This is a genomic window from Aneurinibacillus sp. Ricciae_BoGa-3 (assembly GCF_028421645.1).
In the GTDB taxonomy this organism is placed as follows: domain Bacteria; phylum Bacillota; class Bacilli; order Aneurinibacillales; family Aneurinibacillaceae; genus Aneurinibacillus_B.
Genome location: NZ_CP116887.1, coordinates 38,723 through 57,654 on the forward strand (window position 1 = coordinate 38,723; position 18,932 = coordinate 57,654).

11 protein-coding genes, 4 tRNA genes and 3 rRNA genes are annotated in these 18,932 nt (G+C 44.4%); 13 read left to right on the plus strand and 5 right to left on the minus strand.

Annotation, left to right across the window (positions count from 1 at the left end):
• Positions 1-158: 158 nt before the first annotated feature.
• The 4 genes from PP175_RS00185 to PP175_RS00200 all read left to right on the plus strand — a co-directional run bounded on the left by PP175_RS00185 (position 159) and on the right by PP175_RS00200 (position 493).
• Positions 159-232 (plus strand) — tRNA-Gly (locus tag PP175_RS00185).
• A 3-nt stretch (positions 233-235) separates the two neighbouring features.
• A tRNA-Ile gene (locus tag PP175_RS00190) sits at positions 236-312 on the plus strand.
• Between the two features lie 9 nt (positions 313-321).
• Positions 322-396, plus strand: a tRNA-Cys gene (locus PP175_RS00195).
• Positions 397-406: 10 nt separating this feature from the next.
• Positions 407-493: transfer RNA gene (locus PP175_RS00200), tRNA-Leu, on the plus strand.
• A gap of 420 nt (positions 494-913) precedes the next feature.
• Here PP175_RS00200 and PP175_RS00205 read toward each other — a convergent pair.
• Positions 914-1,204, minus strand: coding sequence for a hypothetical protein (locus PP175_RS00205; RefSeq protein ID WP_272440941.1), 291 nt, complete (start codon positions 1,202-1,204; stop codon positions 914-916).
• 628 nt (positions 1,205-1,832) lie between these two features.
• Here PP175_RS00205 and PP175_RS00210 point away from each other — a divergent pair.
• Both PP175_RS00210 and PP175_RS00215 read left to right on the plus strand, forming a co-directional pair.
• Complete coding sequence (locus PP175_RS00210; RefSeq protein WP_272440942.1) at positions 1,833-2,375, plus strand: alpha/beta fold hydrolase; 543 nt, start codon at positions 1,833-1,835, stop codon at positions 2,373-2,375.
• 187 nt (positions 2,376-2,562) lie between these two features.
• Positions 2,563-4,812 (plus strand): GGDEF domain-containing protein, encoded by a 2,250-nt coding sequence (locus PP175_RS00215; RefSeq protein ID WP_272440943.1) that lies wholly within the window; start codon positions 2,563-2,565, stop codon positions 4,810-4,812.
• Positions 4,813-5,249: 437 nt separating this feature from the next.
• On the opposite strand, the gene bioW is transcribed toward PP175_RS00215, so the two are convergent.
• From bioW to PP175_RS00235, 4 genes are all read right to left on the minus strand, one after another.
• Entirely contained in the window at positions 5,250-6,005 is a 756-nt protein-coding gene (gene bioW, locus PP175_RS00220) for a 6-carboxyhexanoate--CoA ligase (RefSeq protein ID WP_272440944.1), read from the minus strand.
• A 258-nt stretch (positions 6,006-6,263) separates the two neighbouring features.
• Entirely contained in the window at positions 6,264-6,797 is a 534-nt protein-coding gene (locus PP175_RS00225; protein ID WP_272440945.1) for a DUF2062 domain-containing protein, read from the minus strand.
• 17 nt (positions 6,798-6,814) lie between these two features.
• Positions 6,815-7,960, minus strand: coding sequence for a glycosyltransferase family 4 protein (locus PP175_RS00230; RefSeq protein ID WP_272440946.1), 1,146 nt, complete (start codon positions 7,958-7,960; stop codon positions 6,815-6,817).
• Positions 7,961-7,981: 21 nt separating this feature from the next.
• Entirely contained in the window at positions 7,982-9,127 is a 1,146-nt protein-coding gene (locus PP175_RS00235) for an NAD-dependent epimerase/dehydratase family protein (RefSeq protein WP_272440948.1), read from the minus strand.
• A gap of 361 nt (positions 9,128-9,488) precedes the next feature.
• On the opposite strand from PP175_RS00235, the gene PP175_RS00240 reads away from it, so the two are divergent.
• The 7 genes from PP175_RS00240 (at position 9,489) to PP175_RS00270 (ending at position 18,852) form a co-directional block, all read left to right on the plus strand.
• A complete protein-coding gene (locus tag PP175_RS00240) occupies positions 9,489-11,525 on the plus strand; it encodes an ArnT family glycosyltransferase (RefSeq protein WP_272440949.1) in 2,037 nt (678 codons plus the stop codon).
• Complete coding sequence (locus PP175_RS00245; protein ID WP_272440950.1) at positions 11,482-12,447, plus strand: glycosyltransferase family 2 protein; 966 nt, start codon at positions 11,482-11,484, stop codon at positions 12,445-12,447. Before PP175_RS00240 ends, PP175_RS00245 begins: the two co-directional genes overlap by 44 nt.
• Positions 12,447-12,869: a GtrA family protein gene (locus PP175_RS00250; protein WP_272440951.1), complete on the plus strand. Its 423-nt coding sequence runs from the start codon at positions 12,447-12,449 to the stop codon at positions 12,867-12,869. Before PP175_RS00245 ends, PP175_RS00250 begins: the two co-directional genes overlap by 1 nt.
• A 95-nt stretch (positions 12,870-12,964) precedes the next feature.
• Entirely contained in the window at positions 12,965-13,240 is a 276-nt protein-coding gene (locus PP175_RS00255; RefSeq protein WP_272440952.1) for a spore coat protein, read from the plus strand.
• Positions 13,241-13,863: 623 nt separating this feature from the next.
• A 16S ribosomal RNA gene (locus tag PP175_RS00260) occupies positions 13,864-15,398 on the plus strand.
• A 148-nt stretch (positions 15,399-15,546) separates the two neighbouring features.
• Positions 15,547-15,663: ribosomal RNA gene (gene rrf, locus PP175_RS00265) — 5S ribosomal RNA — on the plus strand.
• 250 nt (positions 15,664-15,913) lie between these two features.
• Positions 15,914-18,852 (plus strand): 23S ribosomal RNA (locus tag PP175_RS00270).
• The 16S, 23S and 5S rRNA genes sit together here, the layout of an rRNA operon.
• The last annotated feature ends 80 nt before the right edge of the window (positions 18,853-18,932 follow it).

An 18,932-nucleotide genomic window follows, 5' to 3' on the forward strand; every position in this document is an offset into this window, starting at 1 on the left:
CTGCTAAAAGCGCAACATCGTGTTGCAACGCAGAACCTCGCACGTCCTGTGCATCGGAGTCCAGTATGGCTCACCACTATACCCATAAAAGTGAAGCATATGCTTTGATGTAGGTCCGAATACTTTTATGGGGCCCAAAAGAAAAGGGCAAAAAATGTGCGGGTGTAGTTCAATGGTAGAACATCAGCCTTCCAAGCTGAATACGTGGGTTCGATTCCCATCGATCGCCCCATATGGGCCTATAGCTCAGTTGGTTAGAGCGCACGCCTGATAAGCGTGAGGTCGGCTGTTCGAGTCAGCCTAGGCCCACCATTCATAGGTGGAGGCATAGCCAAGTGGTAAGGCCAAGGTCTGCAAAACCTTTATTCATCGGTTCAAATCCGGTTGCCTCCTCCACCCTAAAATTGCCGGGGTGGCGGAACTGGCAGACGCACAGGACTTAAAATCCTGCGGTAGGTGACTACGTACCGGTTCATTCCGGTCCTCGGCACCATTCAATTACATAAAACGATATCTTCCTGGTTCTGGAACATTTTTTATGTGCATTTCATTAATGTTGTTGACGGGTACTGCTAATCGAGAGTAAAACGATTCCTCACGTGTGTTCCTATCGCCAGTGCATCAAATCCTCCTTTTAGCGCAAGCCTTCTTACATCTTTTGAAGGCGCTGATAAGTTGTTCATAAACCTTCAGTCCCTTCTCTTGGAATGTTGTGGATCTAAAACTAAAGTTTACCCTTCATGAATAAGACCTACAACGATCACACCGGTCGTTGTAGGTCTTTATTTTGGGTTGGACTGATCCATTACTATCACCCATTATTGGATTCGGTAAATGGAAAACTCTTTATGTCACGTTTGTTATTTTTCTACAAAAAAATCTCCTCTAAAGGGGATCTTTTTATTTTTGTGCGTCAGCAGGCACGACTTGGTCCGATGTTTTCAACAAATAAAATTTTATCAATAGGAATAAACGCTAAGGGTTCAATAGGAACATATTCTGGCGCCGCAGCGGGAGGCCCACCAGAGATAACCGTCAAAGTTAGTAGCCCCCTTTCTACCTCTTTTACAGTGCCTATGAGAGTTATGTCATCCAAGACAACAGTAATAGGAACATTTGTATCTTCAAAGTCATCGAGTATCCTTGCTAATGATCTTGTACTGAGACTCTCCGTAATTAACAATCGTGGTTTATCATGAGACATATAAATCACACCCCCTTTTACGTGGTATATAATATTACATTCAAAACTAATGCAAAATGTTTGGACAAATATTACAAGCTTATTGCCCGATTTGTTTAAGGCTTCAGCTTTGGTCCTAATGGCAAATAAGTATCAGGCTGCAAACGGCCATTCTTTTTTAATATCGCTGTTACGCAAATGAAACACAGTGTGTTTTATTTGAATGCATGATAACCACCCCCTATTAAATAACCTTCCCTGGGCCCGGACAACATCTGGCCCTTTTTTTGGTTACATATAGCAAAGATTTTATGTTGAATAAGAATGATAATAAGAACAAAGTGCCAGATTTTTTCGCACTGATTGTGATAGGAATTACTGGAAGATGGCGGAGCAAAATTAAAAAACTGGACATCGCTTCTTAATACAGTGGTCACATCCATTTAATACGGCTCAGTTATATTAAAAGTACCCTTTGTGCAACACACCTTCTTTCTCTGGGCACAGACCAATGTCTGTGTCCTTTTAGTTGTGTTTTCTTCTCATTTGACATTATTTGTTGAATAAAGACGAAAGTTTTCTGTTGACTATTGATGTTTAAAATAACACATTAATTGGGTTGTTATTATACATAAAAGGAGAGACACGAATGGACTCCTCAGTTAATGCAAGAATGCTTCCATGTGGATTTCTTCATTGGAGTGCAAACGTAACCCAGAATATTTTAGAGCGACGATCCCTGTATAGGCAGCCGACCGGGCTTTTACATAGATTGGTGGAATCATCCTCACAGCATGGCGGTGAGGTTTGTGCATCTGGGGTATGGGGATTGATGGCTCCACAAAGCCCTGAAAAAGATCGCCGTCTAACCTGGTGGTACTATAGCCAAGGAGCGCCAGGTGTATTTAAAGGGGATCTTTATTTCTACAGTGTGGGTCATGCCCTTCGTGGTAAGCTACACCTTATTGATACAAATAAATGTCCTGTTTACTTAATGACAGGCGAATTTGATTATTTTTCTACTCCTGAGGATTCAAAACGTACAGCTGATCAAATACCAGGGGCAAAATTTGTAGAAATGAAAGGAATTGGTCATTTTCCAATGAGTGAAAATCACGAAGTGTTTGTCAAATATTTAAAAGAAATACTGAATGAGATTTTATCTTATAACAAGGTAGCCCAAGTACAATAATATAAACGAAAACAACATTTAAACCTAAAGCCAATCAGACAATTAATCGGCTTTGGGTTTTATTTAGATTGATATGTTGGTCCTATTACAAGAAACTAATGTGCAAAGTATTTACGTAATTTTTACAATTAATTAAAGGAATCATGTCATAATGAATAGGATTATAGATAGAGGGAGTTGGAAATGATTGCGGTCCTTTTTAGACAGCTTGTTTAAACATAAAGTCCCGTTTATTTATACAGATCAGCGTTATCAGGTTAAAAAACTTTTAAAAGAGCAATTTGCTCGATCTAAGACTATTGTCCTTTTCTATTTGGACATTAAGAATATGTCAGAAATTGAAGCAAAGTTTGGGTTTCAGGAAGCTGGTCATATTTTGATTCAATTAGAACGTGTGCTTTTAGATGCAAGTCACTCTGTTCTTCGGGGTGAAGCAGCTCTAATAGCGATTCAGAAGCTCTGGGGAGACGATTACGCCGTCTACTTAAGCTGGGAAGGCACATATAAGGACGAGATTATGAAGGAGCTTTGTCTGGACTTGAAGCGGGAAGTAGAAGACAAAGTAAACAAAAGGGTAACCTATCCCAATATAAATCCAATCGAAGTCCATATTGGATATGCCAAAATAGACGGTGACGATCTCGTGAAGGAGATGTACACATCCGTCAAATATGCTAGCCAGATGGCTAAATTCGGAATTATGTCTAGGGAATTTAAAAATATAGAACTGTTCAATCATATTCTTGAAACAGAGGATATACACATGGTGGCGCAACCTATTGTTTCACTGAAAACCGGTGCTCTGCTAGGGTGGGAATCGTTGCTGCGGGGACCCGAAGGATCAGCCTTTTATTCGCCTGCAGATCTTTTTGACTGTGCTCAAAAGACAGGAAGGAGTTTTCAGTTGGAATCACTATGCAGGCGGAAAGCCATTGATAACTTTAAATACATAGAGTCCTCATGTAAGCTGTTTATTAACCTAGATGCCCGCAGCATCGATGATCCTTTCCTGCTGCGCGGAGAGATTTTTAAACAAATGGAAAGATACAGGCTAACCCCCCATAACATTGTTTTTGAGATTACAGAACGCCATGCGATTAAAAACTTTGATTCCTTTCGTGAAATTATTCAGGAATATAGAAAGAAAGGATACTTGATAGCGGTTGATGATGCAGGCGCCGGATATTCCAGCCTGGAAGCGATAGCGGAAATTTACCCTGATTATATAAAGTTAGATATGGCTCTCATAAGAAACGTTGATATCGATCCCATCAAGCAGGCGCTGCTGGAGACTTTTGTTAAATTTGCAAACAAAGTGAAGTGCAAGATTATTGCGGAAGGGATCGAAACGGAAAGTGAGCTGGAAACCCTCATCAACCTTGGGGTCGATTATGGACAGGGGTTTATCCTCGGTCGGCCCAACAAAGAATTTTTGTCTATTAGGGAGGAGGCTGGAAAATTCATTAAGCATTTAAATTGGAATAATAAGACCACTGACGAAGAGTACACCAATAAGGTAGGGGATATTCTTACTTCTACAATATGTGTAACAAAGGACACACTCGTCAGGGAGGTCCATTATATCTTTGAGCGAAATAATAAAATAGACAGCCTAGTAATCGTGAATGATAAACAGCCAATTGGCCTGATTATGCGCTCTCAAATCTATCAAATTCTTGGAGGCCAATACGGTAGTTCACTCTACTATGAAAAGTCCATATCCCAGATCATGAATAAAAGCCCGCTCATTGTAGACAAACGGACCAAAATTGATGAAGTAGCCAAACTGGCGATGGATAGAGTATCGTTTCATCTGTATGATGTGATTATTGTAACGGAGAACGACAAGTATTTAGGGATTGTTTCGGTCCAAAGCTTATTGGACATGTTGGCAAAAGTACAACTGGAAATGGCCGCGGTTTCAAATCCTTTGACAGGGTTGCCTGGGAACATTCGGATTGAAAAAGAAATCTCCAAGCGGTTGAATAATAAACAGGACTTCTCCGTTATTTATTGCGACCTCGATAAATTCAAGTTCTTTAATGATCAGTACGGATTTGAAATAGGTGATGAGATTATTCTTCGTACAGCGAAGATTCTGGCCACCGCGAACAGGGTAATAGGTGATAAGCAAGGTTTTGTCGGGCACATAGGCGGCGATGATTTTATCATTATTACAGATCCGGCATATGCAAGGCAATACGGGGACTATATTAAGGAACACTTCTATTCCCAATTTAAGGGGGGAGAGGGGTTAAGGGTTGAGTCCATCAATCAAGATACACTTTGCATCTCACTTGCGTGTTTAAACTGCCTACCTGGCAGATATAATACACCGCTTCAGGTCTCAGAGATGGCGGCTAAAGTCAAAAAGGCAGCCAAGCAAATTAACGGTCTATCTTTTGTAGAGGATGAATATTTATTGCAGAAGGTATAGCTGCTACTTCTTTATCTTTCGTTCTTAGCCCCAACTTAATGTACAGCACAATTTTCTGCAGACTATTTTGTTATCTGCTTTTAGGTCGGCCCCGTTTCAGGTTTTGAGAAAAGTAATGCGTCTAATTTTTCTGCACCGGAACCATCCGGTTACAGGTGATGTCCGGGATGATTTACTTTGAACGTAGTAGTCATTCGCTGAAAAGGAAGATAGCCTAACACTTGCCCTGCCTTATCTACATACTATGCTGATGTGTTTAAAAAAAGAAAAACTCGCATCACTGCGAGTTCAAAATAGGGTAAGTTAGTTGAAGTAAGGAGGCGGCACTAACTTACCCACCCCATATAATATGATATGCGAGTCCAGTTCGGTAATGTACAAGGTATTAACATATTTACATTTTGTTCGATTGAAGTAATATATTCTGCTAACGGAATTCACACCAACAACACCGCTGTCTGTTCTAAAAAATCGATAAAATGTTCCATCTGTACATCATCTGAAACATAAAATACTCTGCCCCCGCTAAAATCGCCTTTTTCTTTTAAATGAGTAATCCGCACATAACCGTTCTGCTGAGAAGATATATACCCTGTGATGTATTCAGGATCATCAGACCAGCAAAGCTCAGCAATCATAAAAGGGGCATGGGCAACCTTGGTCGCCAAAACTATTGCTTCAGCTATACGCGGGGAGGCAAGTTCTGCATACAAGGCGGACCATCGGGCGTATCCTTCGTGGCTCCACCCCATTCGAGTTGCTCGTACTCCACGTAAACCTCTATCATCCAGTCGTTCTCCACTCGAAGCACTAAGTACCACGGCTCCACGGAAATTCGTAGTGCTTTTCAACAGTCCCATCCCATTTGTAATCGCTTTGTTGGAGACACCTAAACTTTGTAATATTTCTACAGAACGATGATGCCCTTCTTCTACACTTTTTACTGCTTCTGTCGTTACAGATAAAGGAGCTAACGATACTACTTCATTAGATGATATTTTCTCAACGATTACCTGAATGAAATCAGCGTCTCCGCGACTGTGATTCAACGCTTTTTGAAGCATGTTTTTAGTAGTCTCTTCTAACAAAACCTTTGGCACCAGTGTTTCTCCACCCGAAATGTGTAAACCCCCTTGTTCATGAGGACCTCCTTCAGCTGCTCGCATTCGGATACTATACATTCTATCGTACAAATGTACCACCTCGTTCCTTTTTCATATGATATAATCACGATTTTTCTCCATTACAATGGTATACTTTTGGTTGTCCATCCTTTTAATTGTTAACCAATAAAAATAAAAGGTTAACAATTAATTGAATAATATCATTAAAAAGACACGTTAACAATTTAAATTTAAATATAGAGCTGTTCAAAAAGAGCAACCCCTCTGTTGGCGAATCACTCGACGGAGTTGAATGCCCTTTCTGCATTGATCCATCGTCACGGAAAATTATATGTGTTTGTCAGAAGATACTCTTTGCTTTAAACGGTAGTTCTTTTGTTTCTCGTAAAAGTAATACACCACGAAATAAGAAATGAATCCTAAAATCAATCCGAAAATGGACATGCCAATAAGAATATGAATGCCACCCTGCAACACGCTAATTATGCCATGAAAGTCTAAATGGAGCAGCTCGGAAAAAGAGATATGAAGTCTTCCCACGTGCTTCACCTTCATTGGATAAATCCATTTTCCGATTCTCCTGGCAAAGGGAAGCAGAAGTAAAGGGAGAAATGATAGCTTACCTATAACATTTCCGATAATGGCAGAAGGGAGAGACCCTCTTGATAGCTTTACTAGAGGGATGAACAGAATATATATCAAAGAAGCGGTAGATATTACGAGCATTTCCAGTCCAAATCCAATTGCAAAACCCAACGATACTTTCTTAGCTCCTCCTGGAGAACGAAGCAGTTTAAGAAAATTTAATTTAAATACACGAACAATCCTTTGAAAACAGTTGTAGTTGCTTTTATTCTTCATTTACCAGCCCTCATCCATTACACATTCCATCTAGTGTTTGAACTTATTGACTTAAATTTATTTAACTCTTGCGTGTAGTAATTAAGAAGCTGATAAGATGGCTTCTCCCAACTCATTTCATTAATCGAATTGAGGGCCCATACAGAAATAGCAGCCCGCAGCTCTTTATTTTGTAGTTTCAAAACTGATTTTACTAAAGAATCAGGATTGTCTGGTTCAAATAAGATACCCGTCTTTTCATGCTGAATTTGTTCACAACTTGGGCCGCTGCGTGCGGCAACGACCGGCAATCCGGAGGCCATCGATTCAAGCAGAACTAAGCCTAATGTTTCGGTCGTGGATGGAAATATAAATATATCTGAAGAAGCATATGCCTCTGCTAATTCTAAGCCATGTAAAAACCCGGTAAATATTGTTTGGGTCCCCCTGAAATGTTCCTCTAATGCAGAGCGATAGGGCCCATCCCCGACTATTGCCAGGCAAAAATCTTTTGAAGCCTCTAATACATTGCGTATTTTAGCAATTTCCTTTTCCGCCGCCAGTCTGCCTACATACATCAGTAAAGTTTTGTCTGTCCTTCCTTTGGTTAGCCGTTGTCTCATGCTCTCATTCCGATGGTGCGGTCCAAAACGTTTTGTATCAACACCTCGGTCCCAAACCTGTACATTTTGAAAACCCCGTTTCTGAAGTTCCGTTTGCATGGTTTTTGATGTACACAAATTCAAATCCGCTTGATTGTGTAAGTTTCGCAGATACCACCAAAGAAGAGGTTTTAAAAAAGGCAGGTGATAATAATCAGCATATTCCGGTAATCGTGTGTGATACGATGCCACAAGCGGCCACCCGCCGCGACTGCCATAGAATATTCCCGCCGCCCCTAAAAGCGCCGGGTTTAGAACATGTATTAAATCCGGCTGAAACTCATCCAGGTACCGTTTTACTTTACGGGATGGAAAAGAGAATTTTTTTTCTGGGTAAACAAAGAAGTTGTGGGCAGGAATACCCTTGATCTTGGCGCCTGCAAATTCTGTTACGCCCAGATCAGGGGCAATAACTAAAATCTCATGGCCTTCTTTTATGCACCATTTAATTGTTTCACAAATTCTCGTAACAATACCATCCGTTGAAGGCAGAAAAGTTTCAGTAACAATTGCAATCTTCATAATGCCGACCGTGCTCCTTATCTACCACTTGATTTTTGGCAGCATATTGTCACGCAATACACGGTCTTTATATTGAATTACTGTCCGGAAGATGCCGCGTAATATTTCGTCCGTTAACAAATGGGGTGAAAGGCCTAACTCTATCAATTTTGTATGGGACGCTTTATAGTAATGGGTTTCTTTTTCGAACCGCGGATTTTCAATATGTGCGATGTCTATTTGATAGCCTTCCTCTTTTGAAATTTTTTGTACCTTTTTGGCTAAATCAAGGACTGAGAATTCTTGCGTAAATTGGTTGAATACTCGAAATTCACCAGGATCTGCAGGGTGTAATGCAGCAATCTCTATGCATCGCACTGTGTCCGCGATATTCAGAAACCCACGTGTCTGGCCGCCTTCTCCATATACTGTAAGATCATGGCCAATCGCAGCCTGGATAAGAAAACGATTCAGTGCGGTGCCAAATACTCCATCATAATCCAGGCGGTTCACTAAAATTGGGTCTAATTTCGTTTCATCCGTATGCAAACCGTAAACGATACCTTGATTAAGGTCGGTTACCCGTAAACCCCAGGCTCGTGCAGCAAACATGAGGTTATGGCTGTCATGCACTTTGGATAAGTGGTACATAGATCCTGGCTGTTTTGGAAACGGTAATACATCTTCCCTTCCTTTATGCTGGATTTTTATATACCCTTCTTCAATGTCGATATTTGGTGTGCCATACTCACCCATCGTCCCCAGTTTGATGATGTGGCAGTCAGGAACAATTTCTTTGATGGCGTAAATAACATTTAACGTGCCTACTACATTGTTGGTTTGTGTAAATACAGCGTGTTCCCGGTCAATCATCGAATAGGGAGCAGAGCGTTGCTCGCCAAAGTGGACAAAAACGTCCGGCCGCACCTGATTTAATGTGTGATTTAAAAACGTATAATCCGTCAAATCCCCAATAAAAGTGTGTAAAGTTTCCCCTGTTAAGTTCCGCCAGCATGCTACACGTTCTTCTAACGATGCAATAGGGGTCAGGGAGTTTGACCCCAGTTCTTTATCCCATTCACGCCTTAAACCATTATCCAAAATTGAAACATCATGTCCTTGTTTGGATAAGTAAAGGGCGGTTGGCCAACCGCAAAAGCCATCTCCACCAGCAATGATAATTTTCATGTATGGATCCTCCAAATAAAATGCCGAGTTTAAACCCTACGCTTAATATTATCTAGTAACCCTAAACTCTTAGTTAAATATTTTTTAACATTTTATTAAATATACATCCTGTAATGGAAAGGTAGCTTATCCATTAACTGTAATGATAAAGCTTCTTATAGATTTTTAATAAAGCTAAAGGATAATCTTGATGGTGGCCACAGTATGGAACTCTATTATGATTGTTTTCCCTCCTTCTAATTCGCTTGGGAACGTTATGTCGCAACCCGTTTTGATTTGTGGATAGAGTAAAGGGCAAAATTTTTTAAATCCACGACTATACAGCTGCACTATGTAGACTGGTTAATTTAGGAGCGATTCAATGGACCAAATAAAACGAAGACTGAAATGGCATCATTTTGTTTTGGCGGTAATTCTGTTGTCTTCTTTTATTCTTAATTTTTATAGATTGGGACAAGAGGGATATGGAAATGATTATTATGCAGCCGCTGTAAAAAGTATGCTGGAAAACTGGCATAACTGTTTCTTTAATTCATTTGATCCAAAGGGGTTTATTACGATAGATAAGCCGCCAGTTGGTTTTTGGATTCAAACAATAAGTGCCTATATTTTTGGGTTTAAAGGATGGAGTTTGTTCATGCCTCAAGCTCTGACCGGTTTATTATCAGTAGCTGTGCTTTACCGCCTTGTAACCAATGTGTTTGGCCGTGGGGCGGGACTTCTAGCGGCTCTTTTCTTAGCGTTTACCCCTATAGTTGTGGCGACGGATCGGACCAACGAAGTTGACAGTCTACTCATGTTTCTCACGCTCATTGCGACCTGGGCAATTAATAAAGCAGTAGAGCGGGACAGTATAAAGTGGCTTTTATTCGCATTCTTTCTGGTTGGAGTGGGATTCAACATTAAAATGATGGAGGCTTTCCTCATACTACCGGCTTTTTATTTGTTCTATGTAAAATCCGTTACTTCATCTTGGCCGAAAAAGCTTGCTCACTTATTATGCGCTACAGTAGTACTTGCAGTTGTTTCTTTTTCCTGGTCGTTTCTCGTTGATACCGTTCCTCCAAATCAACGACCTTATATTGGAAGTACGCATACTAATTCGATGATGGAGCTCGCAATCGGATATAACGGGATAAATCGTCTGGTAGGCCAGCATCGGCAATGGGGAAGATTGAATTTGTGGTCCCATTTAGGGTTCTCACAGGATCAACAACAATGGAGTCAAACAGAAGGTAATGGACGCAACGGCAATAGCGATACAAGTTATACGTCAGCTTTCAGCACATCATATAGCACCTCTCCACATTTTCCTGGGATGTCCTCTACAACTCCTAGCTCTTTAACAAGGGGCGAAATAGGTAAACCCGGGATCTTAAGGCTGTTTATCACTCCGCAGTTAAATGGACAACTTAGCTGGTTTTTACCTGGGCTCTTATTTGGTGTTGCCGCATTACTATGGGGAACACGTTTAGCTGGTATTCTTGATCAAAAAAGACAGGCGGTAATTTTTTGGTCGGTTTGGGTTTTTACTATGGTAATTTTCTTCAGTGTTGCAAGTAACTTTAGCAGTTATTACATGGTCATGTTGGCACCGGGTATAGCTGCGCTTGCCGGTGCTGGCTTTATTGAAATGTGGCGTCAATGGTGTGCAGGAACTGCAAGGGCTTTGCTTCTGCCTCTTGCGCTGGTGTGCAACACAGCCTTCGAAATCTCAGTGGTTTGGAAGTATCCCTCACTGAGAATACCGGTTACCATTATCGTTGGTATTTTAAGTTTGCTGGCTTTAATAGGTTTGGCTATAAACGCAACAGGTGAGCGCAGGCCGCCTATTCTGGCCCTATTATCCGCTGTTATCACTGTATTAACGGCGCCAGCCATTTGGTGTTATACACCTATTGAATATAGAGGGGCCGTTTCCTATCCATTTGCGGGTCCAGAGCTCCAATACAATCAAGAACACGAATTTATGGCTATTAACGCTAAACTTGAGAATTACCTAAGGGCAAATTATCGAGAAGGAAGTTACCTGGTTGCAACTATGAATGCCAAGTCGGCTGCCCCAATTTTTCTGCATACCCATTTGCCTGTTATGGCGATGGGAGGATTTATGGGGAGTGATCCAGCTCTCAGTGTTCGGAAGTTGCGGACTATGGCCAGCAAGGATGAGATTCGTTATTTTTTAATTCCGGCAAATCCCCCTGCCTATCAACAAACAGCTGTACTCAATTGGATAAGAGATAATTGTTGTGTAATTCCATCTACTAAGTGGAGCGATCAAGATTCAAGTATGAGAGATATGCAATCTTCATGGGTGCTTTATGAATATGTAAAAAAACAGAAGGAGAATTCACATGGAAACAGCCATTCGCCATTCCGTTATTATTCCAGTCTTTAATGAGGAAGCTGTTGTAAACGAAACCTATCGTCGGTTAACAAAGGTTATGGAATCAATAGGAGAACCTTACGAGCTGCTATTTATTAACGATGGGAGCCGGGATCGAACAGCCGAAATTATTGAAACAATCACTGTGGAAGATAATCATGTTAAACTGCTAAATTTTTCGCGTAATTTCGGACATCAGATCGCGATAACTGCCGGAATGGATTATGCTCTAGGTGACACAATTATTATCATTGATGCTGATTTACAGGACCCCCCTGAGCTAATACCGCAAATGGTAGAGAAATGGAAAGAAGGTTACGAAGTTATTTATGCCAAGCGAATCAAGAGAAAAGGGGAGTCGTTATTTAAAAAGTGGTCCGCTGCTCTATTCTACCGTACACTTCGTGCGTCGACAGAGGTTAATATTCCTGTTGATACGGGAGACTTTCGGTTGATGGATCGTAAAGTTTGTGAAGCGATGAGAAGCATTCGGGAAAAAAACCGCTTTGTCCGGGGACTTGTCAGCTGGGTAGGATTCCGCCAAACGGCTATCGAATATGTTAGAGATGAACGGTTTGCTGGAGAAACGAAATATCCGCTAAAGAAAATGATTCGCCTCTCTATGAATGGCATTCTATCCTTTTCCTATAAGCCATTAAAACTAGCTATGTATTTAGGCTTTCTTATTTCTTTTGCGAGTTTTGTAGCGCTGGTTGTTACTTTGTATCTAAAGCTATTTACGGCGAATACCATCCCCGGTTGGACATCTATAATGGACTGCTTGCTACTGTTAAATGGTATCACTCTGACTATTTTAGGAATTCTAGGGGAGTATGTTGGGCGAATTTACGATGAAACGAAAAATCGGCCATTATATATCCTGCGGAGCCAAAAAAATGTTCATCAACCACAGGTATCTGAGGGTGAACGCTAATGTTAAACTTCGAACCTAAGACGAATGCGCCGCTGCGTTTTTGTGTTGTAGGTCTCTTAAATACGGCAGTTGATTTTGCCGTATTTTTTGTGTTGTCTTTGGCTATGATACCGTATCTGTTAGCGCAACCAGTTTCCTATTCGGCTGGCGTTATTAATAGTTATTTCCTAAATCGGCGATGGACGTTCCAAGTAAAACAAAAGCCGGATCGATTGGAGATTTTCAAGTTTATATTCGTAAACGGGGTTTCGCTAGTTGTCTCTTCCAGTATACTTTTTATCACACGTGATATTGGCCAAATCAATATTTTGTTTAGTAAGATCGCAGCCTGTGTAGGCGGTGTAGCTGTGAATTATATAGGAAGCCGACTGTGGGTATTTAATAAAGGGCAAAAAAGAAGGATTCCTAAAAGCAGCAAATAGGCAAAAGCACATTTTAAGTGCAGGCAAAGGCATTTACCTATTCATTTCGTATTATGTTGTTATCAAAGTAAATTTAGAATGCGAGGATGAAAAACATGGATACACAGGAGTCTTATAACCAAAGCCCACCATTTGCATGGACAGATAGTATTGTACCTGTCGCCCACAGCTCCGGAGAACGTGTATTTGGATTTGGACATCGACCGTTTCATGGACACGGGTTTCATGGGGGTCTTGGGTTTGCGGCTACCGTTGCCCTTCCCTTTCTATTAGCTACTCCGTTACTTTTAGGTGCATATGGCGGTTACGGTTATCCGTACGGATATGGATATGGTTACCCAGACGGCGGATATGGATATCCCTATTATTGATTTTTAAAAGTCTCAACTGAAGCTCTCATCAAGAAATGAGGGCTTCAGTTTATGCAAGTCACTAAGTGTATCGATAAACAGTCATTTACTTGGTTTTATCATGCTTTATTTACGGTCTATATCATGTATTTTCTCCATTAAACTTCTCGTTATATTTGCCAAATTGTACTTATCCCTGTAATCAAGGTTTACCATTCACGCCTTTTAATCTTTCTATATATGAATGGTGCAGAGATGTGTATCCAATTATAAATGGGTTGCTTTTACAACTACTATCTTTTTAGAAGTGCAATTGCGATGGATTTGTACGGTGATAAACAACCGATTTAAACGGAATAATTCAATTGTAATTACTTCTAAAACGTGATATGATATAAATCTATCTTTTAAAGATCGATTTGCTCTTTTATAAAAACCACTTTTACTGGAAAAAATAAGTTGTTGATTGATAAAGTAAATTGTTATAAGATAGTTAAGTCGCCGCTGATAACTGATTGATAGAGTGGCTGACTGATAGAGTTCCTTGAAAACTGAACAGTGAAATGCCAAATGTGCGATTGACCCAGAATTCAATTCTGGATTTTAAAGTAAGACCAGCTCGTATGAGCGAACAGCATCGAACCTTTTTGGAGAGTTTGATCCTGGCTCAGGACGAACGCTGGCGGCGTGCCTAATACATGCAAGTCGAGCGGACTTTGAGAAGCTTGCTTTTCAAAGTTAGCGGCGGACGGGTGAGTAACACGTGGGCAACCTGCCTGTAAGCCTGGGATAACTTCGGGAAACCGAAGCTAATACCGGATAGGATGCAGAACCGCATGGTTCTGGATGGAAAGTTTTCGGACACTTACAGATGGGCCCGCGGCGCATTAGCTAGTTGGTGGGGTAGTGGCCTACCAAGGCGACGATGCGTAGCCGACCTGAGAGGGTGATCGGCCACACTGGGACTGAGACACGGCCCAGACTCCTACGGGAGGCAGCAGTAGGGAATCTTCCGCAATGGACGAAAGTCTGACGGAGCAACGCCGCGTGAGCGATGAAGGTTTTCGGATCGTAAAGCTCTGTTGTCAGGGAAGAACCGCCGGGAAGACCTCCCGGTCTGACGGTACCTGACGAGAAAGCCCCGGCTAACTACGTGCCAGCAGCCGCGGTAATACGTAGGGGGCAAGCGTTGTCCGGAATTATTGGGCGTAAAGCGCGCGCAGGCGGTTTCTTAAGTCAGGTGTGAAAGCCCACGGCTCAACCGTGGAGGGCCACCTGAAACTGGGAGGCTTGAGTGCAGAAGAGGAGAGTGGAATTCCACGTGTAGCGGTGAAATGCGTAGAGATGTGGAGGAACACCAGTGGCGAAGGCGACTCTCTGGTCTGTAACTGACGCTGAGGCGCGAAAGCGTGGGGAGCAAACAGGATTAGATACCCTGGTAGTCCACGCCGTAAACGATGAGTGCTAGGTGTTGGGGACTCCAATCCTCAGTGCCGCAGCTAACGCAATAAGCACTCCGCCTGGGGAGTACGGCCGCAAGGCTGAAACTCAAAGGAATTGACGGGGACCCGCACAAGCGGTGGAGCATGTGGTTTAATTCGAAGCAACGCGAAGAACCTTACCAGGGCTTGACATCCCGCTGACCCCTCTGGAGACAGAGGCTTCCTTCGGGACAGCGGTGACAGGTGGTGCATGGTTGTCGTCAGCTCGTGTCGTGAGATGTTGGGTTAAGTCCCGCAACGAGCGCAACCCTTGTCCTTAGTTGCCAGCATTCAGTTGGGCACTCTAGGGAGACTGCCGTCGACAAGACGGAGGAAGGTGGGGATGACGTCAAATCATCATGCCCCTTATGTCCTGGGCTACACACGTGCTACAATGGATGGTACAACGGGCTGCTAACTCGCGAGAGTATGCCAATCCCTAAAAACCATTCTCAGTTCGGATTGCAGGCTGCAACTCGCCTGCATGAAGCCGGAATCGCTAGTAATCGCGGATCAGCATGCCGCGGTGAATACGTTCCCGGGTCTTGTACACACCGCCCGTCACACCACGAGAGTTTGCAACACCCGAAGTCGGTGAGGTAACCGTAAGGAGCCAGCCGCCGAAGGTGGGGCAGATGATTGGGGTGAAGTCGTAACAAGGTATCCGTACCGGAAGGTGCGGATGGATCACCTCCTTTCTATGGAGAATCGGCACACTGGCACTTTCACTGTTCAGTTTTCCAGGAACACTGGGAAAACTAAATAAACCGCGAGGTTTTAGGGTGGAAGTTCTGCTAAATGCAGCCACGTCCTGTGGCTAACGCAGAACGACCTACATCCTGTAGGTCTGGCAGTTATGGCGAAGGGGTCACACCTGTTCCCATCCCGAACACAGAAGTTAAGTCCTTCAGCGCCGATGGTACTTGGGCGGCAACGCCCTGGGAGAGTAGGACATTGCCAGGCCGGCAACCTAACGGTTGCTGTCACATTGCACTTTGAAAACTGAATCATGGAAGAAACAATGCGCAATAGGAAAATCCAATTGTAAAAACCTTTTAGGTGAAACCGGATTTCCATGAAAGAAAGCGGCATGAGAAACGAGAGATTCAGGCAGGACCGAGCAGCGGAGCGTATGATTTTGATACGTGAGCAGCGCAGGGACAACGCAACGCAGAAGATCGACGTTGATCAGGACGCTTGATTGGAAACCAGAGGTTAAGCTATAAAGGGCACACGGTGGATGCCTAGGCGCCAGGAGCCGAAGAAGGACGTGGCGAACTGCGAAATGCTCCGGGGAGCTGTAAGCAAGCGTTAATCCGGAGATGTCCGAATGGGGAAACCCACGATTCGTAATGGGATCGTACTCCTGCCTGAATCCATAGGGCAGGTAGAGGCAGACCAGGGGAACTGAAACATCTAAGTACCCTGAGGAACAGAAAACAATAGTGATTCCGTAAGTAGCGGCGAGCGAACGCGGAGAAGCCCAAACCGGAAGGTTCGCCTTCCGGGGTTGTAGGGCGTCTCACATGGAGTTACAAAAGACGGTCATAGATGAAGCGGCCTGGAAAGGCCCGTCACAGAAGGTAACAACCCTGTAATCGAAATGGCCGTCTCTCCGAGACGTACCCTGAGTACCGCGAGACACGTGAAACCTCGTGGGAAGCTGGGAGGACCATCTCCCAAGGCTAAATACTACCTGGCGACCGATAGTGAACCAGTACCGTGAGGGAAAGGTGAAAAGCACCCCGGGAGGGGAGTGAAAGAGAACCTGAAACCGTGTGCCTACAACTAGTCGGAGCAAATTAACTGTGTGACGGCGTGCCTTTTGTAGAATGAACCGGCGAGTTACGGTTGCGTGCGAGGTTAAGGTGAGAAGCCGGAGCCGCAGCGAAAGCGAGTCTGAACAGGGCGATTCAGTACGCAGCCGTAGACCCGAAACCGTGTGATCTACCCATGTCCAGGGTGAAGGTGCGGTAACACGCACTGGAGGCCCGAACCCACGCACGTTGAAAAGTGCGGGGATGAGGTGTGGGTAGCGGAGAAATTCCAATCGAACTCGGAGATAGCTGGTTCTCCCCGAAATAGCTTTAGGGCTAGCCTCGGATTTACTGTACCGGAGGTAGAGCACTGATTGGATGCGGGCCCCTCGCGGGGTACCAAATTCAGTCAAACTCCGAATGCCGGCTACAGATATCCGGGAGTCAGACTGCGAGTGCTAAGATCCGTAGTCAAAAGGGAAACAGCCCAGACCACCAGCTAAGGTCCCTAAATCTTCACTAAGTGGGAAACGATGTGGAGTTGCCCAGACAACCAGGATGTTGGCTTAGAAGCAGCCACCATTTAAAGAGTGCGTAATAGCTCACTGGTCGAGTGACTCTGCGCGGAAAATGTAACGGGGCTAAGTGAAGTACCGAAGCTGTGGCTTGACACCGTAGGTGTCAGGGGTAGGGGAGCGTTCCTGCAGCGGTGAAGCTCGACCGGAAGGACGGGTGGAGCGGCAGGAAGTGAGAATGCCGGTGTAAGTAGCGAAAAGAAGGGTGAGAATCCCTTCCGCCGAAAGCCTAAGGGTTCCTGAGGAAGGCTCGTCCTCTCAGGGTTAGTCGGGACCTAAGCCGAGGCCGAAAGGCGTAGGCGATGGACAACAGGTGGAAATTCCTGTACTACCTCTACTTCGTTTGAGCAACGGAGGGACGCAGGAGGGTAAGGCAAGCAGACTGCTGGTTATGTCTGTCCAAGCAATGAGGCGTGTGTATAGGCAAATCCGTACACTGTAACGCCGGGTTGTGATGGCGAGGGAAATTTAAGTACCGAAGTTCCTGATCTCACACTGCCAAGAAAAGCTTCTAGCGAGAAGTAAGGTACCCGTACCGCAAACCGACACAGGTAGGCGAGGAGAGAATCCTAAGGCGCGCGAGAAAACTCTTGCTAAGGAACTCGGCAAAATGACCCCGTAACTTCGGGAGAAGGGGTGCCCCGCTAGCGTGATAAGCGTGAGGGGGCCGCAGTGAAAAGGCCCAAGCGACTGTTTAGCAAAAACACAGGTCTCTGCGAAGCCGCAAGGCGAAGTATAGGGGCTGACGCCTGCCCGGTGCTGGAAGGTTAAGGGGAGCGGTTAGCGCGCAAGCGCGAAGCTGTGAACCGAAGCCCCAGTAAACGGCGGCCGTAACTATAACGGTCCTAAGGTAGCGAAATTCCTTGTCGGGTAAGTTCCGACCCGCACGAAAGGCGTAACGACTTGGGCACTGTCTCGGCAAGAGACTCGGTGAAATCATACTACCTGTGAAGATGCAGGTTACCCGCGACAAGACGGAAAGACCCCATGGAGCTTTACTGCAGCTTGATATTGAATGCTGGTATGATTTGTACAGGATAGGTGGGAGCCTTTGAACCCGGACCGCCAGGTTCGGTGGAGGCATCCTTGGGATACCACCCTGATTATGCCGGCCTTCTCACTCGCATCCCTTATCGGGATGGAGGACCGTGTCAGGTGGGCAGTTTGACTGGGGCGGTCGCCTCCTAAAGTGTAACGGAGGCGCCCAAAGGTTCCCTCAGAATGGTTGGAAATCATTCGCAGAGTGTAAAGGCACAAGGGAGCTTGACTGCGAGACCTACAAGTCGAGCAGGGACGAAAGTCGGGCTTAGTGATCCGGTGGTTCCGCATGGAAGGGCCATCGCTCAACGGATAAAAGCTACCCTGGGGATAACAGGCTTATCTCCCCCAAGAGTCCACATCGACGGGGAGGTTTGGCACCTCGATGTCGGCTCATCGCATCCTGGGGCTGAAGTAGGTCCCAAGGGTTGGGCTGTTCGCCCATTAAAGCGGTACGCGAGCTGGGTTCAGAACGTCGTGAGACAGTTCGGTCCCTATCTGTCGTGGGCGCAGGAAATTTGAGAGGAGCTGTCCTTAGTACGAGAGGACCGGGATGGACGCACCGCTGGTGCACCAGTTGTTCCGCCAGGAGCATCGCTGGGTAGCTATGTGCGGCCGGGATAAGCGCTGAAAGCATCTAAGCGTGAAGCCCCCCTCAAGATGAGATTTCCCACAGCATAAGCTGGTAAGACCCCTTATAGATGATGAGGTAGATAGGTTCGGGGTAGAAGTGTGGCAACGCATGGAGCTGACGAATACTAATCGGTCGAGGGCTTAACCCAAATTTTAAGGAATTCCTAACGCATAGTTACTTCCAGTTCAGTTTTCAAGGTACAAACCGTTTGAGATAGAGGCCTCTGCT